Origin of the sequence: Streptomyces sp. MnatMP-M17 (assembly GCF_900091995.1) — a bacterium.
Classification (GTDB): domain Bacteria; phylum Actinomycetota; class Actinomycetes; order Streptomycetales; family Streptomycetaceae; genus Streptomyces.
This window is the reverse complement of the sequence record NZ_FMDK01000947.1, coordinates 1-6,600: the sequence shown is the minus strand read 5'-3', so window position 1 is coordinate 6,600 and position 6,600 is coordinate 1. Positions and strand designations below refer to the sequence as shown.

The window sequence follows — 6,600 nt, the reverse complement described above, 5'->3', positions numbered from 1 at the left end:
CGGCCGGATCGCCGCCGCGGCGCGCCGCCATGACCTCGGGGATCGGATGCCCGGTGACCTTGCGTACGGTCTCGATGACCTCGCGTACGGAGAAACCGTTGCCGTTGCCGAGGTTGCAGATCAGATGCTCGCCCTCGGCCGCCGCCTCCAGCGCGCGCAGATGCGCCTCGGCGAGATCCGCGACATGGATGTAGTCGCGTACGCAGGTGCCGTCCGGCGTCGGATAGTCCTCGCCGAAGACGGAGATCGACTCGCGCCGGCCGAGCGCGACCTGGAGGACGAGCGGAATGAGATGCGACTCGGGATCGTGTCGCTCACCGCAACTGCCGTACGCGCCCGCGACATTGAAGTAGCGCAGCGAGACGGCCGCGAGACCGTGCGCCACGCACTCGCCGCCGATCATATGGTCGACGGCGAGCTTCGAGGCGCCGTACGGACTGGTCGGAGCCGTCGGGTCGGACTCCGTGATCGGCGTGGAGACCGGCTCGCCGTAGGTCGCCGCGGTGGACGAGAAGACCAGCTTGCGCACGCCGGCCGAGCGCATCGCGGCGAGCAGCGCCATGGAGCCGCCGACATTGTTGTCCCAGTACTTCTCGGGCCTGGCGACGGACTCGCCGACCTGTGAGGACGCGGCGAAGTGCAGCACCGCGTCGTACGAGGAGTCCAGCCACTCGGCGGAGTCCTGGATCCGGCCCTCGATGAACACGGAGCCCGCCGGGACCGCCTCCCGGAAGCCGGTGGAGAGATCGTCCAGCACGGTCACCTCGTGCCCGGCCTTCAGCAGATGGGCCGCGACCACGCTGCCGACATATCCCGCACCGCCCGTGACCAGGTACTTCTTGCTCACTCGCTCGCTACCTCTCGCAGTCGCTCGGCCGCGGCCTCCGGTGGCACGTCATTGATGAACACGCTCATGCCGGATTCGGAGCCCGCGAGGAACTTCAGCTTGCCCGAAGTGCGGCGCACGGTGAAAAGCTCCAGGTGGAGCGCGAAGTCATCGCGCCCGGCGGCCCGGAACGGCGCCTGGTGCCAGGCGGCGATATAGGGCGTGGGCGGTTCACCTTCGCCGAAGATCCGGTCGAAGCGCTTCAAGAGTTCCAGATAGACCTGTGGGAACTCCGCGCGGGCCGCGTCGTCCAGCGCCCGCAGATCCGGGACGCGGCGGACCGGATAGAGATGCACCTCGTACGGCCAGTGCGCGGCGTACGGCACGAACGCCACCCAGTGCTCGCCCGTCAGCACCACCCGGTCGCCGCCGGTCCGCTGCGTACGCTCGCGCTCGACAAGGTCGTCGAAGAGATTGCGGCCGGTCGCGGCCCGGTGCTCGCGGGCGGAGCGGAGCATCAGCGTGGAGCGCGGCGTGACGAACGGATACGCGTAGATCTGCCCGTGCGGATGGCCGAGCGTCACACCGATCTCCACGCCTCGGTTCTCGAACGCGAAGACCTGCTCGACCTGCGGCAGCGCGGCCAGCTCCGCCGTACGGTCGGTCCAGGCGTCCAGCACCAGAGCGGCCCGTTCCTCGGAGAGGCCGGCGAACGAGGCGTCATGGTCGGCGGTGAAACAGACGACTTCACAGCGTCCGGAGTCGCCCGCGAGGGAAGGGAAGCGGTTCTCGAAGACGGCGACGTCGTAGTCGGAGTCCGGGATCTCGCTGAGCCGGCCGTCCCGGGAAGGGCAGAGCGGGCACTCGTCGGCGGGCGGGTGGTACGTACGGGCCTGACGGTGCGAGGCGATGGCGACCGAGTCGCCGAGCAGCGGGTCATGGCGGATCTCGGAGGCGGTGGCGACGGGACCGAGAGGCCTGCGGTCGACGGCGTTCCGTACGGCGTCGTCGCGGGAGTCGTAGTAGATCAGCTCACGGCCGTCGGCGAGCCGCGTCACCGTCTTCTTCATCGGTCGCCCTCTCGCCTACGTCACCCGCATGGCCCACACCGTTCAACAGAACCGAACACAACAAATCACAAACCAACAGCAGCGTCAATGCGGGAAGGACGCGTGAGCAGATGGGCAGGGACGCGTGAGCAGGGTGAGCCGGTGAGCCGGGCGTGGGCCGACGGCCCCGTCCCCGTACGCGGCGCCTCGTACGTCCGCGCGCCCTCAGTGATCGCGGGCTTCGGGCCGCCGTGGGTCGGCCGGCACCGCGCGGTCCAGCAGGCCCGTACGCGCCGCCAGCGCCGCCGCCTCCAGCCGGGAGCCCACGCCCAGCTTCATCAGCACCCGCTGCACATGCGTCCTGGCCGTGCTCGGCGCGATGCCCATCCCGGCGGCGATCAGCCGGGTGTCCTCGCCCTCCGCGACCCGCACCAGCACCTCGATCTCGCGCGGAGTGAGCATCCGCAGCAGCCGCTGTCCCTCGTCGTCCGGCTGGACCGCCGGATTGAGCAGCTCGGTGAAGGCGCCCTGGAGCAACTGCGGCGCCACCGCCGCCTCCCCCGCCCGCGCCTTGATCATGGCCCGTTCCACGCCCTCGATGCGCTCGTCGTGGCGCACATAGCCGGAGGCGCCGGCCGCGAAGGCCGCGGCGATCCCGCGCGGGTTCGGTACGGGACCGAGCACCACCACGGCCACCTGCGGCCGCTCCCGTTTGATCCGTACGATCGGGTCGAAGGCGCCCGGCTCGGCCGGCGCCGCCGTGCCCAGCAGGCACACTTCCGGCGCCCTGCTCACCACCAGATCGGCGACGCCCGCCGTGGGCGCCGCCGCCGCGAGCACCCGGTGCCCGCGCAGTTTCAGTGCCGAGGCGAGCGCCTCGGCGAGCAGTCGGTGGTCGTCGACCACCATGAGCCGAACGCCCATAGAGAAAGCCCCCATCACCGCAGAAAACTGGCCCCCCGGCCTCCTGACCCGGCAAGCTACACGCTTGTTCGAGATCGCGCGCCCCCTACTGTTCAGAAGCCCCCCGGATTGCCGAATTCCCGGCCATTCAGGACTAGTCGGCGACAAAGGCCGCTATGGGACGCGCCACGATCGTACGGAACGGGCCTCGGTCCGTGGATGTACCGCCCACGGGCCGAGGCCCACCGCTCGCCGCAACCACCGCCCGCCGCGCTACTTCGTCGTGAACGAGACCGCGAGATACGACGTGTCGTCCAGCGACGAGTTCGACGGCTTGCTCAGCATGGTCTCGGAGAGGAACATCCGGCCGTCCCCGTAGAGGATCTCGGCGTAGTCCGCGGAGAAGCTGGTCTCCGCGTCCCTGACCGCCTTGTCGGCCGGATTCTCCATCAGCACCGTCTCCTTGAACGTGCCGCCGTCGATGGAGATGATCTGGCCGCCCTTGTCGTACGGCGGCACCTTGTACGCGATGATGTTGCCGCCGTCCATGCGCAGCGGGAACATCGTGTAGCGGTCGCCCGCGTCGGCGCGGTCCGAGGTGCCCTTGCCGGTGGTGAGGTCGAAGGAGACGATCTCGTTCGTGTCGCCGTACTCGCCGCCGCCCTCGTGTCCCTCGGTCGGCAGATAGAGCCTGCCGTTGCCCACCACGAGCTTCTGGCAGGACTCGACCTCGGTGGAACCGCACCGCGCCGCGTATCTGTCGGCGTCGGCCGGGATCTTGGCGAGCAGCTTGCCGGTCTTCTCGTCGATCGAGAAGAAGTCCGAGATACCGCTGCCGTCGCCCGCCGTGTCACCGACGTCGGCGGCCACCACCAGAGGCTTGGTGGAGACGATGCTCGCGTAGGCGACACCGACCGGCATCTTGTAGGAGGAGAGCGGAGCGCCGGTGACCGGGTTCAGAGTGTCGATGGAGATCTGCGGATCGTCGTACGAACCACACTTGCGGGCGGCGACCAGACCGGCGCCGCCGCCGTATCCCATGTCGTAGCAGCCGTCGGCGCTGACCTCGGGCTTCCAGCGGACCGCGCCATTGGTGAGGTCGAAGGCCGCGCCGCCGTCCGTGCCGCCGGCCGCGACCGTCGTACCGCTGAGCGTGATCTCGTCGAACCGGACCTTCTCGTCACCGGCGTTGGAGCCCGTGACCGACTTGGTCCAGAGGAGCTCTCCGGCCTCCAGGTCGATCGCGCCGACCTCGGTGCACTTCTGGTACTTCTCGGCGGCGGTGCGCTTGGCGGGCTCGAAGGCGATCGCGGTCTTGTTGTCCTCGGTGACATGCTTCGTCGCCGCGCACACCTGGCCGGGCAGCGGGATCGACCAGATCTGGTTGCCCTTGTCGAGGTCGAATCCGACGATCTCGTTGACGCCCGTCTTCACATAGGCGGTGTCGGTGATCCAGGAGCCGCTGACGCCGGTGACATCGGTGACCTTGGGCGTCGGGAGCTGGAATCCGGACTTGGACCTGACGTTGGCGGGCACCTTCTCCGTGCCACCGCCGCCGATGGCCTCGTCGCCGACCTTGCCGTCCTTGCCGCCCGTGGCGCCCTCGGTGGCGCCGGACGAGGTGCCCTTGGACTCGTTCTCCTTGCCGTCACCGCCCGACGAGGCGAACCAGATGCCACCGCCGACGATCAGCACCACGGCGACGGCCGCGGCGATGATGATCTGCGTCTGGGTGGACAGCTTCTTGCCGCCGCTGCCACCGCTGCCGCCTGCTTGCGGGGGCTGCTGGTACGGGCCCTGCGGGCCCATGGGCTGTGTCGGATAGCCGTACGAGGGCTGACCGGGCCGACCGGGCTGGGCGGGATAGCCGTAACCGGGCGGCGCGGGATAGCCGTAACCCGGCGGCGACTGCGGCTGCTGGTGCGGATAACCGTACGGAACGTTCTGCGCGGGCGGCGTCGGAGCACCGTACCCGTAGCCGCCGGGCGGCGGTTCCTGCGGAGCGCCGAAGCCACCGGCCGGAGGCTCCTGCGGGGCTCCGAACTCTCCCTGCGGCGGCTCGTTGGGCGGCTGCTGAGAGGGCTGAGACGGCTGAGGCTGGGGCGACTGTTGGGGCGACTGCGGCTGCTGAGGCGGCTGCGTCATGGCGTACGTACCTCGTCGGAAGGGCTCGGGGGCGGGAAGTCGGTGGCGTACGGAGTGGCTGGACGCGTAAGTCCCAGATCCCAGCGGGTCCGGTCGGCGTCACTCACCGGTGTCACTCACTGGTGTCTCTCACCGGAGTCACTCACCGAACGCCATCATGGTCGACGTCTTCATTTCCTCTTCGTCGTTGCTCGCGCTGACCCGGCCGCTGGTCACAAAGAACCGGCCGTCCACATAGTCCAGTTCCGCCGAGTAGAAGGAGCTCTCGATCCGGGCCGTCGACGCCGGATGCTGCTGGAGCACCGTGGGTGCGCCGCCGCTCGCCGCGACCGTCGCTACCGCGCCGCCCTTGTCGTACGTCGGGTCCAGATACACCAGCACCTTGCCGCCCTCCATCCGCAGCGGCGTCATCTGCCGCCCGGCGGGCGCGTCGGCACGCCACTTGGCCTTGCCGGTGTCGAGGCTGAAGGCGACGACCTTGTTGGTGCGCTCGGTACCGCTCGTCTCGGCCTCGGTCGCCATGTAGAAGGTGCTCGCGTCGGCGGCCACTCCGACACAGCCCTCCAGATTGCTGCCGAAGACGACGAAGCCGCCGCCGCAGCGCGGCGCGAACTTGTCCTTGCCGCCCGCGAGTTGCGAGCGCAGGGTGCCGTTCGCGTTGAGCGCGAAGACGCTCCAGGACTTCTCGTCGTCGTTCTTGGCGGAGATGACCAGCGGGTCGATCGAGTAGACCTTGTCCACTTCCCAGTTCTTGGCGAGCTTGTAGGTCCATCGGGCCGTACCCGTGGCCGGATCGAGCTCCTGGATCTGGTTCTGCGTGGTCTCGTAGTCGCCGGTCGGGCAGCTCTCGGCGGCGATGAGCTTGGCGCCGCCGGCGAACGCGTACGGCTGGCACTCACCCGGCAGCTTGCCGAACAGTTCCTTGCCGTCGCTCATCCGGTAGGCGTTGGAGTTGCCTGTGCGTGCGGCGGTGACGGTGTTGCCGCTGATCGCCAGCGTGATGTCGGTCAGGATGTCGAACGTCCCGGACTCCTGGACCTCCTTCTTCCAGCCGCCCTTGCCGGTCTTCAGATCGACCATCTGGAGCTGGTTGCAGAGGCTCTTGTCGGTCGTGCCGTCCTTGATCCCGATGACGATCTTGCCGTCGGCCGTGGGCGCGACGGGCGCGGAGCACACCTCGGCGGGCAGCGGAAGCGTCCACTTCTTCTTGCCGTCGGCGGCGGAGTAGCCCACGATCTGCCGGTACATGGCCTTGACGACGGTGTCCCCGACGAACCAGGGACCGTATACGTCCGCGCCGTTGCGAGGCAGATCCACATCGTTGGTCTGGAGCCAGAGCACCTTGGACTCGCCGTCCTTGCGCCCGGCGTTGAGATCGTCCTGTTCCTCGCGGCCTCCGCCGGTGCCGTCGCCCTGGTCGACACCCTCCGAGGCGCTCGGCTCGGCGTCCTCGCTCTTGCCGGCGGTGGGCCTGGTGTCACCGTCACCGCTGCCGAGGGCGAACCACGCGCCGCCGCCTATCAGCAGCAGCGCGACGGCGGCTGCGGTGACGATGCCGGGCGTGGACCTGAAGAAGTTCCTGCCACCTCCGCCACCGCCACCGCCGCCACCGCCGCCGGGCGGCGGGACGGGCGCTCCGGGGAACTGCTGAGGCGGGGAGCCGTAGCCGCCGGAGGG

5 protein-coding genes are annotated in these 6,600 nt (G+C 69.3%); all 5 read right to left on the bottom strand.

All coding sequences use genetic code 11. From position 1 onward, the window contains the following. Positions 1–847: UDP-glucose 4-epimerase GalE (galE, locus tag GA0115259_RS33970; protein ID WP_093604045.1), on the bottom strand; the 847-nt coding region annotated here is incomplete at its 3' end. Then, positions 844–1,896: a galactose-1-phosphate uridylyltransferase gene (galT, locus tag GA0115259_RS33965; protein WP_093604043.1), complete on the bottom strand. Its 1,053-nt coding sequence runs from the start codon at positions 1,894–1,896 to the stop codon at positions 844–846. The genes galT and galE, both read right to left, overlap by 4 nt. A 204-nt stretch (positions 1,897–2,100) precedes the next feature. Beyond that, a complete protein-coding gene (locus GA0115259_RS33960; RefSeq protein ID WP_093604041.1) occupies positions 2,101–2,799 on the bottom strand; it encodes a helix-turn-helix transcriptional regulator in 699 nt (232 codons plus the stop codon). Positions 2,800–3,051: 252 nt separating this feature from the next. Next, complete coding sequence (locus GA0115259_RS33955) at positions 3,052–4,923, bottom strand: outer membrane protein assembly factor BamB family protein (RefSeq protein WP_093604039.1); 1,872 nt, start codon at positions 4,921–4,923, stop codon at positions 3,052–3,054. A gap of 138 nt (positions 4,924–5,061) precedes the next feature. After that, the coding region (locus GA0115259_RS33950; protein WP_107469341.1) for an outer membrane protein assembly factor BamB family protein at positions 5,062–6,600 on the bottom strand (1,539 nt) is incomplete at its 5' end.